This is a genomic window from Clostridium sp. YIM B02569, from assembly GCF_022320765.1.
Lineage (GTDB): Bacteria > Bacillota > Clostridia > Clostridiales > Clostridiaceae > Clostridium > Clostridium beijerinckii.
In genome coordinates this window covers 147,638-167,150 of sequence record NZ_JAKJJX010000001.1, presented here as the reverse complement: position 1 = coordinate 167,150, position 19,513 = coordinate 147,638, and the positions used below count along the sequence as shown (strand labels likewise).

General features: G+C 27.7%; 18 protein-coding genes. 16 read left to right on the top strand and 2 right to left on the bottom strand.

The features are described 5' to 3' along the window. Positions 1 to 11: 11 nt before the first annotated feature. The 4 genes from thrB (at position 12) to L3B96_RS00695 (ending at position 3,142) form a co-directional block, all read left to right on the top strand. Positions 12 to 908: a homoserine kinase gene (gene thrB / locus L3B96_RS00710; RefSeq protein ID WP_171788674.1), complete on the top strand. Its 897-nt coding sequence runs from the start codon at positions 12 to 14 to the stop codon at positions 906 to 908. Then, on the top strand, positions 908 to 1,345 hold the full coding sequence (locus L3B96_RS00705; RefSeq protein WP_023974269.1) for an ACT domain-containing protein: 438 nt from the start codon (positions 908 to 910) through the stop codon (positions 1,343 to 1,345). The genes thrB and L3B96_RS00705 overlap by 1 nt, the downstream gene beginning before the upstream one ends. 139 nt (positions 1,346 to 1,484) lie before the next feature. Beyond that, positions 1,485 to 2,039: a hypothetical protein gene (locus L3B96_RS00700; RefSeq protein WP_039772063.1), complete on the top strand. Its 555-nt coding sequence runs from the start codon at positions 1,485 to 1,487 to the stop codon at positions 2,037 to 2,039. Between the two features lie 437 nt (positions 2,040 to 2,476). Beyond that, the gene (locus L3B96_RS00695) at positions 2,477 to 3,142 is read left to right on the top strand and encodes a hypothetical protein (RefSeq protein WP_077305386.1); all 666 of its coding nucleotides are present in this window, start codon (positions 2,477 to 2,479) and stop codon (positions 3,140 to 3,142) included. Positions 3,143 to 3,443: 301 nt separating this feature from the next. Here L3B96_RS00695 and L3B96_RS00690 read toward each other — a convergent pair whose 3' ends face one another. Continuing rightward, positions 3,444 to 3,785, bottom strand: coding sequence for a hypothetical protein (locus L3B96_RS00690; protein WP_011968632.1), 342 nt, complete (start codon positions 3,783 to 3,785; stop codon positions 3,444 to 3,446). 592 nt (positions 3,786 to 4,377) lie between these two features. Between L3B96_RS00690 and L3B96_RS00685 the strand changes: the two genes are divergently transcribed. From L3B96_RS00685 to msrA, 8 genes are all read left to right on the top strand, one after another. Further along, the gene (locus L3B96_RS00685) at positions 4,378 to 5,517 is read left to right on the top strand and encodes an acyltransferase (RefSeq protein ID WP_171788673.1); all 1,140 of its coding nucleotides are present in this window, start codon (positions 4,378 to 4,380) and stop codon (positions 5,515 to 5,517) included. 559 nt (positions 5,518 to 6,076) lie between these two features. Further along, the gene (locus L3B96_RS00680) at positions 6,077 to 6,217 is read left to right on the top strand and encodes a hypothetical protein (protein ID WP_011968634.1); all 141 of its coding nucleotides are present in this window, start codon (positions 6,077 to 6,079) and stop codon (positions 6,215 to 6,217) included. Between the two features lie 431 nt (positions 6,218 to 6,648). Beyond that, complete coding sequence (locus L3B96_RS00675) at positions 6,649 to 7,722, top strand: hypothetical protein (protein ID WP_077305390.1); 1,074 nt, start codon at positions 6,649 to 6,651, stop codon at positions 7,720 to 7,722. 359 nt (positions 7,723 to 8,081) lie between these two features. Continuing rightward, positions 8,082 to 8,636, top strand: a complete 555-nt coding sequence (locus L3B96_RS00670; RefSeq protein ID WP_171788671.1) for a sigma-70 family RNA polymerase sigma factor — start codon at positions 8,082 to 8,084, stop codon at positions 8,634 to 8,636. 1 nt (position 8,637) lies between these two features. After that, on the top strand, positions 8,638 to 9,879 hold the full coding sequence (locus tag L3B96_RS00665; protein WP_238858572.1) for a hypothetical protein: 1,242 nt from the start codon (positions 8,638 to 8,640) through the stop codon (positions 9,877 to 9,879). Positions 9,880 to 10,323: 444 nt separating this feature from the next. Then, a complete protein-coding gene (locus L3B96_RS00660; protein ID WP_236895156.1) occupies positions 10,324 to 11,274 on the top strand; it encodes a DUF3800 domain-containing protein in 951 nt (316 codons plus the stop codon). 316 nt (positions 11,275 to 11,590) lie between these two features. Beyond that, positions 11,591 to 12,538: an alpha/beta fold hydrolase gene (locus tag L3B96_RS00655; protein WP_238858571.1), complete on the top strand. Its 948-nt coding sequence runs from the start codon at positions 11,591 to 11,593 to the stop codon at positions 12,536 to 12,538. Between the two features lie 175 nt (positions 12,539 to 12,713). Continuing rightward, positions 12,714 to 13,187, top strand: coding sequence for a peptide-methionine (S)-S-oxide reductase MsrA (gene msrA / locus L3B96_RS00650; protein WP_238858570.1), 474 nt, complete (start codon positions 12,714 to 12,716; stop codon positions 13,185 to 13,187). 66 nt (positions 13,188 to 13,253) lie between these two features. On the opposite strand, the gene L3B96_RS00645 is transcribed toward msrA, so the two are convergent. Beyond that, entirely contained in the window at positions 13,254 to 14,114 is an 861-nt protein-coding gene (locus L3B96_RS00645; protein WP_238858569.1) for an AraC family transcriptional regulator, read from the bottom strand. Positions 14,115 to 14,433: 319 nt separating this feature from the next. On the opposite strand from L3B96_RS00645, the gene L3B96_RS00640 reads away from it, so the two are divergent. The 4 genes from L3B96_RS00640 (at position 14,434) to L3B96_RS00625 (ending at position 19,379) form a co-directional block, all read left to right on the top strand. Next, positions 14,434 to 15,903: a UDP-N-acetylmuramoyl-L-alanyl-D-glutamate--2,6-diaminopimelate ligase gene (locus L3B96_RS00640; RefSeq protein WP_238858568.1), complete on the top strand. Its 1,470-nt coding sequence runs from the start codon at positions 14,434 to 14,436 to the stop codon at positions 15,901 to 15,903. A gap of 46 nt (positions 15,904 to 15,949) precedes the next feature. Then, positions 15,950 to 17,170, top strand: a complete 1,221-nt coding sequence (locus L3B96_RS00635; protein WP_238858567.1) for a dicarboxylate/amino acid:cation symporter — start codon at positions 15,950 to 15,952, stop codon at positions 17,168 to 17,170. 443 nt (positions 17,171 to 17,613) lie between these two features. Beyond that, the gene (locus L3B96_RS00630; protein WP_011968644.1) at positions 17,614 to 18,438 is read left to right on the top strand and encodes a RelA/SpoT domain-containing protein; all 825 of its coding nucleotides are present in this window, start codon (positions 17,614 to 17,616) and stop codon (positions 18,436 to 18,438) included. 50 nt (positions 18,439 to 18,488) lie between these two features. Beyond that, positions 18,489 to 19,379, top strand: a complete 891-nt coding sequence (locus tag L3B96_RS00625; protein ID WP_275297061.1) for an NAD(P)-dependent oxidoreductase — start codon at positions 18,489 to 18,491, stop codon at positions 19,377 to 19,379. Positions 19,380 to 19,513 lie beyond the last annotated feature (134 nt).

Genomic DNA, 19,513 nt, shown 5'->3' with positions numbered 1-19,513 from the left:
GTGATAAATATATGATTACAGTTAGAGTACCAGCTACATCAGCAAATATGGGACCTGGATTTGACACGCTTGGAATAGCATTAAATTTATACAATGATTTTGGGTTCAGGGAAATAGAAGATGGTTTGAAGTTTAATGGAATGCCAGAAGAGTTTTGTAATGAAGATAATATTATTTACAAAGCAATGAAATATTGTTTTGATAAAGCGGGCTATAAAATAAAAGGATTAGAAATAAGTGAAATTAAACAAGATGTTCCAGTATCTAGAGGTCTTGGAAGTAGCTCTACATGTATAGTTGGGGGACTAGTAGGAGCTAACGAAATCTTGGGGAAGAAGTTTTCAGAAGAAGAGTTGTTGGAGATGGCTGTAGAAATTGAAGGGCATCCAGACAATGTTGCACCAGCCTTACTTGGGGGCATGGTTGTTGCAATAGTTGATGAAAGCAAGACCTATTATGATAAGATAGATGTAAAAAATGGAATTAAGTTTATTTCGATAATTCCTAATTTTAGATTATCAACTGAGGAAGCAAGAAAAGTGCTTCCGAAGGAAATAAGTTTAAAGGATGGAGTATATAATGTATCAAGAGCAGCTCTTATGGTTGCATGTTTTTCTAGCGGAAAATATGAATTATTAAGGTATGCATGTAAAGATGCCTTTCACCAAAATTACAGGAGTAAATTAATTCCTGGTTTTGAAGAGGTGTATAATAAGAGTTATGAATTAGGAGCTCTAGCTTGCTATCTAAGTGGAGCAGGTCCTACAATCATGGCGATTATCGATGAAAAGGATGAGCGCTTTAGCAATAAGCTTAAAGAATTCTTGCAAATAAAAGGATTGGAATGGAATATATTAGGGTTATCTTTAGATAATGCGGGGGCAACCATTATAGAAGGTACAAAATGATGAGTGGAGATTACTTAGTTATAGATAAAAGGGTTTTGCCTGATGTTTATGAAAAAGTTCTTTTTGCAAAAAAATTATTAAAAGATGGAAAAGTAAAAGAAATAACTGAAGCAGTAAAAATAGCAGGAATAAGTAGAAGTGTTTATTATAAATATAGAGATTTCGTATTTGATTTTGCAGAAACTTCAGAGGGTAGAAAAGTTACCTATAATATTATATTTAAGAATGAAAAAGGGCTTTTATCGAATATAAGTAATTATATTACAGAAAAAGGCGGAGACATTTTAACAATAAATCAAGGCATACCGTTAAATGGTTATGCTAATTTGAGTATAACCATAGATTTGTCTACAGTAGATGGAGATATAAAAACATTGACAGAGGGTTTGCTTAACATAAGAAATGTTGAAAAAGTTGAATTTATAGGAATGGAATAGGAAGGGAAACCTTCCTATTTTAATTATATAAATTTAAAAGATATCAATAAAATATAAAATCTGTTCAAAAATATGCTAGAATAAATTAAAGTCAGTAGAGACAAGTTCTAATTACACAAAATTAAAATGGAGTGATTTCATGATTAGAAATAAATATGAAAGTGATTATATGATTAAAAAGCTTGGATTAAATAGAATGTCAGAAAAGATATTTACGTATAATTCAACTTTAGATGAACTTAAAAGTTATTTAGAAGAGAATACCTATAAATATTATAATATAAGAGATAAATCTGTATCAGGCGGTAAGTTTTTATATATGCTTACCAAAGATCAGGTGTTGCTAAAAAGCAAAAAATACAAAAGATATGCAGTATATGAGAGTTTAGCTATTGCGGATGATAGATTAATATTACAAGGTGACATAGAGATAGACAGAGATTTTATTATGAGAGCATCGTTAAGTGATATAAAAGGAATATCAAATAGAATTGCAATGGAAAAGCCAGTATACAATATTTATAATTACGATTTAAAAGAAAAAAGAGATCCGCCAATAAGTGGATTATCTAAAGTTATAGATTATATATCACAAAATTCTTTAATTGACATGGTGGTTGAGTTCTCTCTGTTTGAAATACCGGTTGGAATAAACCAAGAAAATATAATAATTTGGGAATTAAGAAACTACTAAAAAGTGATGACTAAAATTATATAGAAGTAAACATTATATATTTTTTAATGAAAAGACAAACTTCGTTTTCCTATAACTCATATGTTGAAATTTTTGCCAATATAAATAAAAGGCACTCGTTATGAGTGCCTATCAATAATTAGAGAAAGCAAAGTGGAAAGTTTGAACTCTAACTTATTTGATTTTATTATAGCATAAAGAGGGGAATATATGAATGCCTGAAATAAAAAAACAATTCAGTATAAACTCTATAATTATTTATTTCAAGATGAATTAAAAAAAATACAAAAATATTGAAGAGTTTAGAAAATTCCAGTATGTTTAAACTACAAAAAATACAATTATTTTTTTAACTTACAAGTAATGACATAAATTTACATAGAAAGATGTTATAATTTTATTGTAAAAGGGTTTTAAAATAAAAATGGGGTGAGATAATGAGAGTATTATGTAATAATTGTGGTTTAAAGTGTCATATTAAGGAATGGAAGGAAAGGCTTGATGATTTGTTAGCTAAAAAGCAAAATAACTTATTGGATGATGAAGTAATTTGCTTAAGTCAATCTATTGATGATTTAATATCTGACTGTATATTTTGCAACACAAGCAATTTATATAGTTCCAATCGAAGAAATACTGGTGAAAGAGATTCTATTTTATACTACTATGGAGAGCAGCATTTAATTGTTAATTTATATAATTACATAGAAGAAGGAATAAGAAGTAAAGAAAATATCTACATTTCTGTTGAGAAAAATCTTTATAAGAGATTAGAAAATTATCTTATAATCAATAGAATTCCTACAGAAAAATTTAAATTTATGTGTTTAAAAGATATTAAATCAATGATTGAGAATAATGACAAATCTATTAAATTAAGAGAAGAAAAATCTAGGTGGATAGTTCAACCATCTTTACAAAAGCACTTTTTATATGCAGAAAGTACTTTAAACAAACATACTAAAGATTTAGATTTGGACATTCTCTATGTATATGATGCTTATGAGCATATTCATAGAAATGCTAAGAGTGAGTTAAGCTCTAAACTATTAGGAAAATGTCAATATTCACTAAAAAGAGAAAGTCATGAATTATGGGTTTAAAAATAATGTGGAATTAAGAGTCTTATAGTTAAGGCTCTTTTTTGTGTTACAGGATCACTGATAAAGGCAAAGTCTTCAAAAATATAAAATAAAAATAGCCTTATTGTTGTATGGAATTATAAAGATGTTAGGTTATAAAATTGGATTATTTAAAGGAATTAAGTAATGTGGAAATTTCAAAATGATACAACTAAGCGTGGCGTATACCTCCTTGTTCATGATCAGTAGAAAAATGCTTAAATTTCAGACAAGCTCCTATAAAGGAGGAGCTTGTATATACATTTGTAATTATAAAGAGTATTTATCTGCCATTTATATTGATTGGTGAAAATGATATGCTGCCATCACCAATTATTATAATTTTATAATCATATTTCATAGGACGCATTACATATTTCATTGAATGTCCTTCGAACCTTATAGATTGTTGAATTCTTTTATTACTATCGAAAATAATCATAAAAACTTCGTTAGGAGAAAGGTTCTGAACATTATACATAACATTTTGCATGATACTTAAATCTGATATAGTGTAGAATCCTTCTGAAAAGTTTTGAGGGAGAGATGCAGCAGTGGCAGTCGTTTTATTAATATTAAATGTGATTAGTAAAATAATAGAAAGTATAAAAGTAAATTTTTTCATTATTTAGCCACCTTTCATAATTTAAATTCGAATATTGAACCGCTCAAATTTTATTATTAGAATTTAGATAAAATATATAACAGAAATATGTTAGAAGATTAATATGAATACTAGGAATTAATGAATATAAAGTAAATGTATCTGGTAAGATTGATTAGTAATTACGTTGCCATAATGAATATAGTTGTAGTCGATATTATTAGAGGATGAGAAGTATAGATTACTTAAAGTTGAGTTTCCAATTTTTTGCGTAATATCAATAAGCTAAAAACATATAAATAAAAAAAAGGAGAATTAGTTCCAAATAGATAGACCCCATTAGAAATGTATAGGGGATAGCTTGGGGATGTATTTTGTAAGATAATAAAGTGATTTCTATTAATAAAAATTTAAAGAATGTTGAAATATTCTTAAAAATTTTAGAATATTAACTATATATAGTCATTAGGCGTGATATAGTTAATATTCAGTAAAAATATAAGTTGAAAATGAATGCTATTATAACAGTAAATTATGATATAATTTACCAGTGATAATAGAAAGTTTAAGTATAAGACTATTAAGTTAGTTTTATTGACATGAGGTGTATGCGGTGGAAAATACAGAAATTGACTCGAAGATTAATATGTTTGAAAGAAAAATAGGAAGAAGCTCTAATTTGGAGTTACTAAGAATTTTGGCGATAATAATGATTATTGCACATCATTATTCTGTTCATGGTGGATGGGATATTCCTAACGAACTAAGTTACAACAGGATAATTGTCCAATTTTTAAGTTTAGGTGGGAAATTAGGTGTTAATTGCTTTGTTTTAATTACAGGATACTTTATGATTAATTCAAAATTTAATATAAAAAAGTTTGCTAAAATTGTAGGACAAGTTTTCTTTTATTCTGTAGTTATAATGCTGATTTTTAAATTATTCGGAATATCTCATATAGGAATTAGAGAAACTGCTAAATCATTTTTTCCTATAATATTTTCTAAGTATTGGTTTGCTACTACATATGTGGAATTATATATACTATCACCATATTTAAATAAGCTTATCAATTATTGTACGCAAAAAGAGAATAAGATATTGATTACCATACTGATTGTAGTGTTATCAGTCATACCTACTTTTTCAAATTCATTACTTGAAATTGATAATTTATCTTGGTTTGTATTTTTGTATTTAGTTGCATGTTATATAAGGAAATATCAACATAAGTTTTTTGATAAGACGAAATTACTTTTAGTGATATTTACTAGCAGCTATATATTAATAATGTTCTCAGTAGTTATACTAGATGTGTTATCTCTAAGAATAAATGATTTTCCTATTGATCCTACATTCTTAAGAGAGATGAATTCCCTACCAATGTTTATTTGCTCGATTTCATTATTTCTTTATTTTAAAAAATTAGATATTGGATCTAAAAAGATAATTAATAGTATATCTTTAACTACATTTGGAATATATTTGATTCATGATAATAATCTTGTTCGGAGTTACTTATGGGAACATATTGCTAAAAATAATTCCTTTTACAATTCAAGATGGTTGTCGCTTCATGCTATAATTACTATTTCTCTTGTATTTTTCATATGCATGGTTATTGAAGGGATGAGAATTAATTTTATCGAAAAACCAGCTATGAAGTTTTGGGATAGGGAAATAGAGAGCAAATTCCTAAATAAAAGTAGAAATTATATAGATAGATCTTTCTCCCAACATATATCAAATTAAGAATGAGAATTTTATTGTCTAGATTTCATTATTGTTATGAACTAAAACTTATATTAAATTATTAAGAGATGCAGACTTAGAAGTTACAAATATTTCTGAGTTTGTTTTTTTTATTCCTTAGTTATCTATATGAAGCCAAATTGGTGGACATTGAGTTGATTCGTTGCGGGTATAAATCACGAGAAGACTGATTCATTTAAAGAAGTCTTAAGATTAGTAGGAGATTTATGCTTCACAGTATTATGGAGCTGTCTTAAGTAGTTTTATGAGCAGCTTAATGCATAATAAGATGAATCATAAATTAGTATAAACTTAGAATGAGTGCGTATACTAAAGTCAAGAATAATATGCAAAATAGAAATTTAGATATAAGTACATAAGATATTACAAAAGAAGATTTTAGATATATATACCTTATATAATATAGATTAATGATGATAATATTTAGCCACGTTAGTTTATATGTTATTTAGAAATAATATTTACATATCATTATGTGGCTTACTGATGCAAATTTTTAATATGAGTTAAATCTAAAGAAGTGTAAGGAGAGATAATTATGACTAATAAACGTAAAGTCACTAAAAAGCAAATGGCATCATTAGGATTAAGAAAGACTGAAAATGGAGATTATGATTACATAAATCCAAATGATCCAAATTCAAAATATAAACCCGTAAGAAAAGAGCCAAATAAATAGGGCTCTTTTTTTATTTTTCAGGAATTTATATTTTAATAAAGTCTGCGGATAACTTAAAAAAAGTTGATTGACTAGTTTTGGTATTAAAAAAATAAAAAAGAAATCTTATTCGCCTGCCAAATTTTTATCACATACGTTCGAAAAGGCAGATGCGTGAAAAAATCTACACATATGAAAAGAGTGCGAAGCACAATACGGAACTTAAACACAGTCGCCTGCGATTTTGTTCTAATTAAATTTATTTAAATTCTATCAGCAGTATTGTCAGATTTCATAATAACAATACGAATTATATTATGAAAAGCAAAAAACAACTGACAGAAGTTTTACAGTACTTATTAAAACCAGGGTTTTAAAATTATTAAGAAGAGTAAAGAAAAAAATAGTTGATTTGTGTACAAAAAAATAACTATTGGGAGGGATTTTATAATTTGGAGAATAAACTAGTTGAAAAATTGGATGATTTAAATATTAGTGATACTAATTTGTTGCTATCTAAAGATATAAAGTTATCATTAGATGATATCACTATAAAAAGAATTGAAAAATTAGTTAGCAAAAAAACTGGTTATTATAAATCAAATAATACTTTTAAAGAAAAAATGAATTATATTTTAGGGGGAATTTACATGAAAAGAAAAATAGCTTTAGTACTATCTGTTGTAGCGCTTTCAAGTTTAGGGGGAGGTGTATATGCTCATGCAAAGACCACTCCTGTAGCATATGTTAGTGTAGATATTAATCCAAGTATTGAACTATCAGTAAATACATTTGATCAAGTTATTTCTGCAGAGGCATATAATGAAGATGGTGAAAAAGTGTTGGAAGATACTAACCTAGTAAATAGCGATGTTGATGATGCAGTTAAGAATATTATTACAAATGCAGTTTCAGATGGATATATAAAGGAAGACGGTACATCGGCAGTTGAAATTACTACAGCTACGGATAAAGATAATGTAGCAACGAAGTTAGATGAATCTTTAAAACAAATTGCTGACAAATCATTAGAGGAAAATAATATAGAAGCAACAGTTGAAACTCAGAATGTTGCTCTTGCAAGAAGAGATGAAGCAAGAACGTTAGGAATAACTCCAGGTAAACTAAACCTGATACAAAAACTACAGGAATTAGATCCAACTATAAGCGTAGAAGATTATAAATCAAGTTCTGTAAAAGATATACAAAAGAAGACTAAAGAATTAAAGAAGATCAATAATAATGAAGAGACTACAGTTAAAGATGATGCAAATACTGGTGGAAACATAGAGAGTGATGCTAATCAAGATGCAGTTACAGAAGATAAAATAAGCAATTCTTCTTCTAAATCAAATGGAAATGGAAGTGTCAAGAAAGAAGAAAATAGTGATTCATCTAGTAAAAAAGAAGAAAATGCTACAGCAGTTGAAAAATCAAAAGATAATTCAGCTAAAACTCAAAAACAAAGTGATAACGGTAATTCAAACTCGCAGAATGGTAATAAGGATAAAAATAAAAATAATTAAATAGTTTAAAATGAGTAGCTAATATAGAAAATAATAATAGCTACTCATTTTTTTGCGATAATCAATTTGAATTTAGAGTTTCATTAAATCCAGTGGAGGAACAGAATGTATAAATTTAATTGGAATATATCGTGAAATAGTATAAAAAATTATTATTGAAGAATCACTAGTAATAGCATTAATAGGATTTATCTATAGATTTAATATATATTACATAGAACAGGAGAGAAAAGAAAATATAAGTATTTGATATTGATAATGTAAAAATTATTATATTTTTTGAAATTTATTGTCAGATTTTATTTATGTATTACGAATTGTATAATATATAACGAAATTTTAGGGGAAGAAGGTGCATTTTGATTTCGGATATTGAATTACTAAAACTTTTGGATGAGAAGCCGGAAATAGGCCTTAAAAAGCTGATGGATAACTATATGGCACTTATTTACACAATAATATTTAATAAACTTTCTGGAATGTATTCAAAAGAAGATATAGAAGAATGTGTAAGTGATGTGTTTTTTGAAGTATTTCATTATAAAAATAGAATTGATTTAGATAAGGGATCAATCAAAGCCTTTTTAGCAATTATAGCAAAAAGAAAAGCTATAGATATGTATAGAAAAAATAAAAATAATAATCATCTTCCAATAGATGATGTAGCCCAAGAATTACATAGTGTTGTAGATGATGCAGCACATTCGATTTTATTAAAAGAAAGCAATTCTGAGCTTATAAGTGCTATAAAATCATTAGGAGAACCTGATAGTGAAATAATTATAAGAAAATATTACTTGCATCAAAGCTCGAAAGACATTTCCAGTGATCTGTGTTTAAAAGTTAATACAATTGATAAAAAAGTTTCTAGGTGTATGGAAAAATTAAAAAAATTATTGGGAGGGGGGAGATAAATTGGATGATAAATTATTTAAATTATTAGATGACTTAAACATTAAGGATACTGATTTATTATTGAATGAAAATATTAACCTATCTATGGACTTGTCTTCTAGACAACGTATTGAAGAATCTGTAAAGAAAAAAGCGGGATACTTAAGCAAGAAAAATACATTTAACAATAAGATGAAAAATATTTTAGGGGGAACTTATATGAAGAGAAAAATTGCTTTAGCTGCATCGATAGCAGTAGCATTTAGTTTAGGAGGAGGAGTATATGCTTATGCTAAAACTCCGGTAGCATATGTCAGTTTAGATATTAATCCGAGTGTTGAGCTAGGAGTAAACGCTTTTGATACAGTAGTATCTGCAGAAGCATATAATGAAGATGGTGAAAAAGTTCTAGAAGGAACTAATCTGGTAAACACTAAAGTTGACAATGCAGTCAGCACAGTAATAACAAATGCCATATCAGATGGTTACATAAAGGAAGATAGTGCAAATGTAACTACAGCTGCAGCAGTTGAAATTACAGTATCTACAGATAAGGATGGTTTAGCAGATAAGTTAAATGAATCTTTAAAAGAAACTGCAGATGAAACATTAAAAAATAATGATTTGGAAGCAGAAGTTGAAACTAATAAAGTAGCACTTGCAAGAAGAGATGAAGCAAGGCAACTCGGAATAACTCCAGGAAAATTAAATCTTATACAAAAGCTTCAAGCACTAGATCCAAGTATTAAGGTAGATGATTATAAATCGATTTCAGTTAAGGAAATTCAAAAGAAAACTAAAGAATTGAGAAAAATGACTAGAAATGATAATGATGCTGTTGATGTAAATAATTCTGTAGATACTAATACGAATGTTACAGGTAGTAATACAAATACTAACACTGAAACAGATACAAACACAAGCACTAGTAATCAGGATGCTAATGTAGCGTCTGGATCAACAGAAGAAGATATTACATTTACACAATCATCAATAGGAGATCAAAAAACTAAAGAAGCTAAGACAGAAAAAGGCAATAATTCATGGAATGAGAAAAGTAATAATGGTAATTTGAAAAAAGAAGAAAATAGTAATGCAGACATTAATCAAGAAGAAGACCAAGACAGGAAATATGAAAAGGCTTCAAATGGATCCGAAAAAAAGGGTTCTGGAACTCAGGGAAATAGCAACTCATCAAAGTCAGAGAAAAGTAATAATGGCAATTCAGATTCCAAAGGTAAGGGAAATGACAAAAATAAATAGACAGTAATCTAAACTGATATATTTTCTATAGAGACAGGATAATTTTAACAAGTAAATTATCCTGTCTCTATAAATATTTTAAGAGCTCTAGAATACTAGAAAAATATTTTTCATAAATTTAGTAATCTAAGTTCTAAATCTATAGAAGTATGCCATATATTTATTTAGTATTAACGGATACAATTGCAAGATAAATTTAAACTTATTTTGTGATTGTATTTGCTATTTCGACGTATCAAAAAATAGAGGAGAATTTAATTTTGAGTAGTAGGGTAATAAAAAATATATTTCCTTTAAAAAATCGCATTAGTACGATGATGTTTAATAAATTATATGTAAAAAAGCATGCTTAGGATAGTTATAAGGATGTATCTGTTGTTGTGCGTTGTAAAGAATATTGGGTATATTAGGTTAAAGAGTAATTAGTGAAGGGGAGAAGTTTATATGGGGAAAAAATATGTAATGTTTATTGATGAAAGGGGAATTACAAGTTTAGATAAAAGCGGAAATTTCTCAATGGTAGGGTTGATTTTTGAATATGATTATTGCATCGATTGGAAAAACAGTGAATGTGAATTGAAAAGAAAATTAAATGAGTATAAGAAAGAATGTCTTCTGGATAGTGATGCAAATATACCAATGGATAATATAATATTAAAAGAGGAAGTGTACAAGAATATTGATAAAATTATAATAAGTGAGTTTGTAAATAAATTACCAACATTGATTAGCAGATTAAGATTCAAAATAATTTCAAGCTCAATTAAGCAAAATTTAAATGAATCAGATGATTCGTATTCAATAGTGACAAAAAGACTTTTAAAGAAGTTCTATTCATTTATTACTAAGAATGATGGAGAATCAGGTGGGATAGTTATTGAAGCAAAAGTAGGAAATAGAAATTGTAGTATAATGCAAAATTTCTTTGATATATATAACAATAGAAATATTAATTTAAGTATGCAAGATAATGTTCAGAGTAAAATTAATACATTTATTGTATCTGATAAGAATAATAAAATTTATGGCTCTGGAATAGAGATATTAAATATAATAACTAATGTATTTTTTAGAGTTCTAAATGGAAATAGAGAAATTAATGAGGAATTAATATCATATATAGAGTATGGCAACAGGGATAAGATATTTAGTGAGCTTAAACATAATGTATACAACGATTTAGAAATAGGAATCTCACGTTCTCAATTACAAGCTATTTCTCATAATTATATTGAAGGTTTTAATAAAGAATTAAAATTACTAAAAGAGCAATTAAAGCTTAAGGATACTAGAATAAAAGAAAAGGAAAAAGAAATTAGTGAGCTTACTAGCGAGATTAAATTGTTATCTAAACAGTTGGAGAGAGTGTTAGTGAACAGAAAAATGATAATATAGTATCATGGCTTTCGTATATATAGATATTGAAGTTAGTGCTTTTTGTAAAGCGATTGTAAGTTTAAAGGATTATTTATTCGCAATTATTTATTTATATGATAAGGCAGTATATGAGAATTTATAATAAAAATTTATTATATTAAATTAGGAAATTTAAAATGCCTGAAAGAATCTTAAATGAGCTTTTGGGTATTTTGTTTTGTAAGAAACATAAAGCAAGACATTAGAGTTTTATAGATTTCTTTCATAAGTATTTTAAATTTCTATAAATAAGGGAAGCATATAAAAAAATAAGCTTTTTAATAAAGAGGAATTTATGAATAAATTATCTTATGAAAATGAAGTGGAAGATTATTCTAAAAAATTTAAGGATTTTAAGATGAAATCTATGCAAGACAATATAAATCTAGGTATAACGCTTTATGTACCTAAGGGCGAAATAAAGGGAATATTTCAAATTAGTCATGGTATGATGGAGCATAGAAAACGCTATATACATTTCATGGATTATTTAGGCAGCAATGGTTATATTTCTATAGTCCATGATCACATAGGTCATGGTGAAAGTGTTATTACTAAAAATGATTATGGATATTTTTATAACAACGGAACCACGAATCTCGTAGATGATTTACATCAGATAACACTATATATGAAGCAAAGGTACAAGAAATATCCTTACTTTTTATTTGGATTTAGTATGGGATCATTAATTGCAAGAGCATACTTAAAAAAATATGATTATGAGTTAGATGGTCTTATACTTTGTGGTTCACCAGTAAAGAATAAAGTCATCCCGTATATTAAAAAATTGTGTAAAATTATAGAAAAGATAAAGGGAGATCATTATAGGTCAATTTTTATACATAAAATACTTCGAGGAATAGGAGATAATGTTATAACGACGTCAGAAATAGAAAGAGATAAGTTTACGAATGATGAAGGTTGTGGATTTATTTTCACAATAAATGGTTTTGAAAATCTATGTAACTTAATAAAAATTGACTATAGCAAAAAAGACTGGGCAAAAAGAAACTTAAATCTCCCGATTCTATCCATTGCAGGAGAAGATGATATAGTTATTATAAGTGAAAAAAGATTTAATGAATTAACAAGGTTTATGAAAAAAATAGGATACGAGAAAGTCTTTACTAAAATATATTCAGACAAATATCATGATCTTTTACACGAAGTAAATAAATTGCAGGTATATAAGGATATTTTAAATTGGATGGATAGAGTTAATAGTGAAAAGAAAACTTGATTTTATAAGGCACACTATTTCAATAGGTAAAATTATTGAAATGATAAATCTACATTCATTATTATGCTAAGCCAATGGCGCAATTAAGATAAAAATTTAGAAACTCAATTATAATATATATAATTGCAAAGTACTATTATTTGGGTTTATAATGCTGTTAAAGGATGTGTTAAATATGAAAAAAATAGTTTTTGGCGGAGGCTGCTTCTGGGGTGTAGAGAAATTCTTTTCTATGATACCAGGAGTATTAGAAACAGAAGTAGGATATGCAAATGGAAAAACAGAAAATCCAACATATGAAGAAGTTTGCAAAAATGATACAGACTTTGTTGAGGTATGCTACATAACATACGATGAAAAAAAAGTTTCGCTTGATAAATTATTAGATAAGTTTTGGAGTATCATCGATCCTACGACATTAAATAAACAAGCTGGAGATGTTGGTACTCAATATAGAAGTGGAATTTATTATATTGATGAATCTGATGCTGATACAATTAATAGAAGTAAAGCAAGTATTCAAGAAAAATGCGATGTTCAAGTTGTAACTGAGGTAAAACCGTTAAAGAAATACTACACAGCAGAAGAATATCACCAAGATTATTTAGAAAAAAATCCTACTGGTTATTGCCATATTAAATTTAATTAATATCAATGAGTTAGCATATTTATACTGGTAACTTATTAAAAACTATCTTAAGAATAGAAAACTATTTTAAGATAGTTTTTTTGTTTTTGGGGAAAACTCACTTGGAGATTTTTTAAACAGGTTTTTAAATGAACGTAGAAAACATGTATAATCATTAAATCCACATTGTAAATAAACTTTCGTAATTTGCTCACCACTAATTATAAGGTCCTTTGCCATTAGTAATCTCTTTTGATTTACATAGTTATGAAGAGTATATCCAGTCTCTTTTTTAAACTTATGCATAAGATAATATTTACTAATATAAAACTTTTGAGATAAAGTTTCTGTAGAAAGATTTTCAGATAAATTATTATTTATATATTTCAAGATTTTTTCAATTTGCTTATCATATTTGAGAGATCCTTCATCATTTATATACATGTTGTTAAGATGAACTCTATTTAAGTATACAAGCAATTGAATAAATAATGAATTGCTCAAAAGTTTACTACCAAAATCTTTTGAATTAAATGAAGTCATTAGTGAATCTATTATAAACTTAATGTTATCTTGCAATTTACTATTAAGTCTAATAAGATTGAAACTTTTTTCATTCGCTAGTCTAAAACAAGTAGATAAATCACAATTTTCATAGTTATGGTTTTCTATAAAATCAGAATTCGCCCAAATAATAATTCTTTCATAAATTTCAGAAGAATCAATAATAGGTTTATGAACATCATGATTATTTACAAGTAGAATATCCCATGGTTTTAAGTTGTATGCTTTTCCTTCAATTAAATAAGTTACTTTTCCAGATAAAAAAATTATTATTTTATTAAAGTCGTGATAATGGAACTCAAATTCTTGATTTTTTTTATCTTTTAAATGAAATAATTGAAAATCATTGTTTAAGTAGCCTGATTTATTACTATTTTTATTCATAGTTGAAAACTCCCTTGAAATAACTTTAATTACAAATGTATTAATTAAAAATATAAGATATAAATATATATTCAATTAACTCTAAGATGTGTATATATAAATTTTAGTTTTATATATGTAGCAATAATGAACTTACATTTAAAATTCCAGTAAGCTAAGTGCACAATTATAATAATAATGTAAAAATTCAATTGCAACATATATATTAAAATCATAAAGCACTTTTTGCAGTATATCAAGCAATATATGCACTATTTAATGCGAAAATGTTGTATATAATGAAGATATAAGAAGTTAAGTAATTCTTGGAGGAATAAAAATGAAGTTATACAATTTATTAAAAGATTTAGATTACGAAATAATTAGCGGCAGTGTTGATATAGATGCTAGGAGTGTTAGTTATGATTCTAGAAAAGTGAAAGGAGATTCAGTGTTTATCTGCATAAAGGGGGCTAATGCAGATGGTCACGACTATATAGATGAAGCAGTAAAAAGTGGCGCTTTAGCAATAGTGATACAGGAAGAAATTAAAATAGATAATGAAAATATAACAGTAATAAAAGTAAGAAATACTAAGTTAGCTTTAGCAAGTATAGCTAACGTGTTTTATAATGAACCTTCTAAAGAAATTAATTTGGTTGGAGTAACAGGTACCAACGGAAAGACTACAGTTATACATTATATAAAAGACATATTAGAGTCATATAAAAAAAGAACAGCTATAATAGGAACTTTGGGATATGAATTTAATAAAGAAAAAGCAAGCATACAAAAGGTTAATCCTACAACACCTGAATCATTAGAATTACAAGGATTATTTAGAGAATTTATTAGTAAAGGTGCTGAAAATATTATAATGGAAGTTACTTCGTCTGCATTAGCAAAACAGAGAGTTGAGCATTGTGATTTTAAAGTTGGAGTATTTACAAATCTATCTCAAGATCATCTTGAAGAACATGGAACAATGGAGAATTATAAGAATGAAAAGATAAAATTGTTTAAAAAATGTGAGCTAGGAGTTATAAATCTAGATGATGGAATAGCAGAAGAAATTATACAAAAGGCTAGTTGTAAGATTTTAACTTATGGAATAAATAAAGAGGCTGATATTAGAGCAACTGAGATTAGATACAGAAATGATTGTATAATATTCAAAATCAAATTTAGGGACATAAAATGGCGCTGGTGGTGTATTACAGATGTAAAAGTAAATATTCCTGGAAAAATAACTGTATATAATGTTTTGGCTGCTATAGGAGCTTGTATAGGTCTTGGCATGGATATGGGTGACATTATAAGCTGTTTATCTAATCTAAAACATGTTCCGGGAAGACTAGAAATGATAAAAAATAATTTAAATAAAAATATAATAGTTGATTACGCACACACTCCGGATGCGCTAGAAAGACTATTGATGATGGCAAGAGAGACGACTAAAGGCAAACTTATTACTGTATTTGGTTGTGGTGGAGATAGAGATAAGAGTAAGAGAAAAGTAATGGGAATGGCAGCAGGAATTTTATCAGATTATTGCATAATAACATCAGATAATCCAAGAACAGAAGATCCGATAAAAATAATTGAAGACATTGAAGAAGGAATGGAAGTCATAAATTCAACTTATGAGAAAATCGTTGATAGAAAGAAAGCTATTGAAAAAGGATTAAAACTTTTAAAAGACGATGATTTATTAATAATAGCAGGAAAAGGACATGAAGATTATCAGATAATAGGTAAGGATAAAATATATTTTGATGATAGGGAAGTTGTTAGGAAAGCTCTTGGATAGTGCTAATATTTATAATTTAAGCATCAAAATTTAGGGGGCGAGAAAATTGAGATTTTTAAAGAACTATAAATCGTCATTGATTCTAGTGTTATCGATATTATTAGGCGGGGCGATAGGTATTATAATGGGAGATAAAGCTAAAATATTTGCTCCACTAGGAAATTTATTTTTGAATTTAATATTTACAATGTTAGTTCCTATAGTATTCTTTAGTATTGCTTCTGCGATAGCTAATATGGATAAATCAAAAAGGCTCGGAAGAATATTTATAATAACATTGATTACATTTGGAATTACTGCAATTATTTCAGGCATAATAGGAGTAATTAGTTTCAAAATGTTTAATCCAGCAGTTGGGTTGGACCCATCAATGTTTAATAATCTAATGACCACTAATAGTATAGATACACCTAAAAGTGGAGGAGTTTTAGAAAAGATTGTTTCGAGTATAAGTGTAGGGGATTTTTCTGAACTTTTATCCAGAAATAATTTGTTAGCACTAATATTATTTTCTATATTAATAGGTTTTGGAACTATGATTTCTAAGGAACAAGGCAAGGCTTTTGCGTCATTTTTAAACAGTGGAGCTACAGTGACAATGAAAGTTGTAAATATAATTATGTATTATGCACCAATTGGACTTGGAGCTTATTTTGCAAATGTAATTGGACAATTAGGAGGACAAATATTAAGTGGGTATGCAAAAATATTTATACTATACTTGGTTGTCTCCATAATATACTTCTTTGTATTCTTCAGTATATATGCTTATATAGCAAGTAGAAAAGAAGGCGTGAAATTGTTTTGGAAAAATGCAGCAGAACCTTCAATAACTGCATTAGCAACATGCTCTAGTGCTGCCTGCATACCAGTAAATATAAAAGCAGCTAAAAATATGGGGGTATCAGATACCTTGGCTAATATAATAATGCCTCTTGGAGTTAACATTCATAAGGATGGTTCAGTGATTGGAGGAATATATAAAATAATGTTCTTGTTTGCTATATTTGGCAGAGACATGAATACTATTAGTTCCTTATTTCCTATATTAGGAGCAGGGCTTCTCATTGGTGCAGTAGTTGGGGCGGTGCCAGGAGGTGGGGCGATTGGTGAAATGCTCATTTTAAGTATATTTGGATTTCCACAGGAAGCATTAGCTATAATGCTTGTAATAGCTACAATAATTGATGCGCCAGCGACATTATTAAATTCATCAGGAAATACTGTCTGTACAATGATAATATCAAAATTTATAGACAAGAAATAGAACTGGAAAATTTGCTAAGAATTAAATTAGAAGCTGGATAGCATATTCTTTACAAGTATTTTGCATACAAAAATTTGGGCTATAATAAACAATTTACATTTATATACCTTGAAAAGGACTATTTCATAGAAATTTAATCTAAACTATTAGTTATTATAAACCATATAATTTTAATAAAAAACTTCAATCTTATTTTGGTTGAAGTTTTTTGAAATAATTTTTAATTAAGGCATATGAAAGAAAATAACAAGGTCAAAATGCTATGATTATTTTTCATCAGGCAAGAAAGTAGAGTGGGCTCATAGCAAGCTAGTAGGCAATCTGCTGATGCAGTATGATGGAAAATAGATGTGGCAGATGGATTTGTTATTTTTTGATTATGCCTAATGTAGTATAATCTATATAGTATCGAAATTAATGGAATTTATAGAGGAGTATGCAGAATGAAAAAAAGTTTTAACATAGATATATTTTTGGAAAAATATCCTCAGGCTAAAGAAATAATTTCTAAAAATAATATTAATATTGAAAATCTTAAGGAAATCTACGAAGACTACATAAATTATAAAACTTCTTATGAAAGCCAGGCTGCATTTATAGCAAACATTTTACGATCGCAGAGAATGGTGCATTCTGTTAAATCAAGGATTAAAGATCCTGAGAGATTAATAGAAAAAGTTATAAGAAAGACAGAAGATAGAAAAAATAAATACGGAGATGATTTTGAATTTACAGTAAATAATTATAGAAATGAAATAAATGATTTAATAGGAATTAGAGTTATACATATATTTAAAGACCAATGGCAGGGGATACATGATTTTATAATAAAAACTTGGAATGTAACTGAGATTACTGCAAATGTAAGAGAAGGAGATAATATAGATGTTTTTGATGATCCTATTATAGAAGTAAGGTCAAAAGCCTCTGGATATCGATCAGTTCATTATTTAGTTGAATTTTATCCAATCAATGAAAAGGTAATAGCGGAGATACAGGTTAGAACAATTTTTGAGGAAGGATATGGGGAAATAGATCATAGGTTAAGATATTCCCATAATGAAATTCCGGAAATACTTAAGTCCAACTTAATGCTCTTTAATAGAATTGTAGGAAGTGCTGACGAAATGGCATCATTAATAAACAATTTAAGTAAAGAGTGGGGAGATAAAGAAGTTTATTATAAAACAATAATAAAAGATCAGGAAGCAGAAATTAATAGATTAAAAAGTAAAATGACATGGATTGACGTAGAAAAAGATTCTTAATACTAATTTTAAGAAGTTAAATATGAGGATACAAAATATTATAACTAAAAATGGAGGAGTTTGAAGTGAAGACAATTGGATTTATAGGTGTAGGTGTAATGGGAAAATCTATGGTTAGAAACCTAATGAAGAAAGGATATGAGGTATCTATTTATACAAGGACAAAAGAAAAAGTTCTTGATGTTATAAATGAAGGTGCTAAATGGTGCGACGATGTTAAAAGTTGTGCAAATAATAGAGATGTCATAATAACAATTGTAGGATATCCTAAAGATGTAGAAGAAGTTTATTTTGGGGAAAATGGCATTTTAGAGAATGCTAAAAAAGAGTCTTGTATAATTGACATGACTACTACAAGTCCGAAGCTTTCTATAAAAATTTATAATGAGGCTAAAAAGAGAGAAATATATGCTTTGGATGCGCCAGTATCAGGAGGAGATGTAGGTGCAAAGAATGCTACATTATCTATAATGGTTGGTGGAGATTTAGAAGTTTTTGAAAAACACAAAGATGTTTTATCTGCACTTGGAACCAATATAATTTATGAAGGAAAAGCTGGGAATGGACAGCATACTAAAATGGCAAATCAGATAGCTTTAGCTGGTGCGATAGCTGGAGTGTGCGAAGCAATTACGTATGCAAAAGGAGCAGGATTAGATGTTCAGACCATGCTTGATAGTATAAGTGAAGGTGCAGCGGGAAGTTGGCAAATGAAAAATATGGCTCCTCGTATGTTAAAAGGAGATTTTGACCCTGGTTTTTATATAAAACATTTTATTAAGGATATGAATTTAGCAATAGAAGAGTCTACGGATAATTTCATAAATTTAGGCGTATTAAATGAAGTGCTAAAAATGTATAAAACATTAGATAACGATAATTTGGGTGATCTAGGAACTCAAGGTCTTATTAAATATTACGAAAAGTATAGCAAAAATTAATACTAAGAAATTATCCCTTATTAATTTTCTCTCTCTATCAGAAGCAGTAAGTAAGAAATTCTTATTTACTGCTTCATTTTATATATTTAAAAAAATACTATGCAGGGATTATTTTTTTGTTATAATAAAACATG

Coding starts and splice junctions, on each gene's coding strand:
- L3B96_RS00680 (WP_011968634.1), top strand. CDS start 6,077: ATGACTAATAAACGTAAAGTCACTAAAAAGCAAATGGCATCATTAGGA.
- L3B96_RS00630 (WP_011968644.1), top strand. CDS start 17,614: ATGAAAAAAAGTTTTAACATAGATATATTTTTGGAAAAATATCCTCAG.
- L3B96_RS00625 (WP_275297061.1), top strand. CDS start 18,489: ATGGAGGAGTTTGAAGTGAAGACAATTGGATTTATAGGTGTAGGTGTA.
- L3B96_RS00700 (WP_039772063.1), top strand. CDS start 1,485: ATGATTAGAAATAAATATGAAAGTGATTATATGATTAAAAAGCTTGGA.
- L3B96_RS00695 (WP_077305386.1), top strand. CDS start 2,477: ATGAGAGTATTATGTAATAATTGTGGTTTAAAGTGTCATATTAAGGAA.
- L3B96_RS00705 (WP_023974269.1), top strand. CDS start 908: ATGAGTGGAGATTACTTAGTTATAGATAAAAGGGTTTTGCCTGATGTT.
- thrB (WP_171788674.1), top strand. CDS start 12: ATGATTACAGTTAGAGTACCAGCTACATCAGCAAATATGGGACCTGGA.
- msrA (WP_238858570.1), top strand. CDS start 12,714: ATGAAAAAAATAGTTTTTGGCGGAGGCTGCTTCTGGGGTGTAGAGAAA.
- L3B96_RS00645 (WP_238858569.1), bottom strand. CDS start 14,114: ATGAATAAAAATAGTAATAAATCAGGCTACTTAAACAATGATTTTCAA.
- L3B96_RS00655 (WP_238858571.1), top strand. CDS start 11,591: ATGAATAAATTATCTTATGAAAATGAAGTGGAAGATTATTCTAAAAAA.
- L3B96_RS00690 (WP_011968632.1), bottom strand. CDS start 3,785: ATGAAAAAATTTACTTTTATACTTTCTATTATTTTACTAATCACATTT.
- L3B96_RS00640 (WP_238858568.1), top strand. CDS start 14,434: ATGAAGTTATACAATTTATTAAAAGATTTAGATTACGAAATAATTAGC.
- L3B96_RS00660 (WP_236895156.1), top strand. CDS start 10,324: ATGGGGAAAAAATATGTAATGTTTATTGATGAAAGGGGAATTACAAGT.